Raw genomic sequence first — 293 nt, 5'->3', positions numbered from 1 at the left:
GCTGAAGATCGACAAGAGCCGTCGCCGCGAGAACTACAACGTCGCCGATGGCCGCTACGAACAGCGCGTGCGCTGGCTGCGCTCGATCCTCGAATACCGGGTCAGCGACAGCACGCGCTGGCGCAACACCTTCTACCACTACGACGCCGAGCGCGATTACCGCAACCTCGAGACCTACCGCTACAACGCCGACAACAGCGGGGTGGTGCGCTCCAACGCATTCCTCCAGCGCCACGACCAGCAGCTCAACGGCAACCGCTTCGAGCTACAGCACAGCCAGCCGCTGTTCGGAC

At 64.2% G+C, this 293-nt stretch carries 1 protein-coding gene; it reads left to right on the top strand.

Going from position 1 to position 293, the window contains the following annotated elements; genetic code table 11:
- Positions 1-293: hypothetical protein (locus tag ACLJNW_RS24420; RefSeq protein ID WP_410961246.1), on the top strand; the 293-nt coding region annotated here is incomplete at both ends.

This window comes from Salmonella sp. SAL4457 (genome assembly GCF_046548235.1).
GTDB classification, from domain to species: Bacteria; Pseudomonadota; Gammaproteobacteria; order Enterobacterales; family Enterobacteriaceae; genus Salmonella; species Salmonella enterica.
Note: the sequence above shows the minus strand (reverse complement) of the source record. Positions and strands in the feature narration are given on the sequence as shown.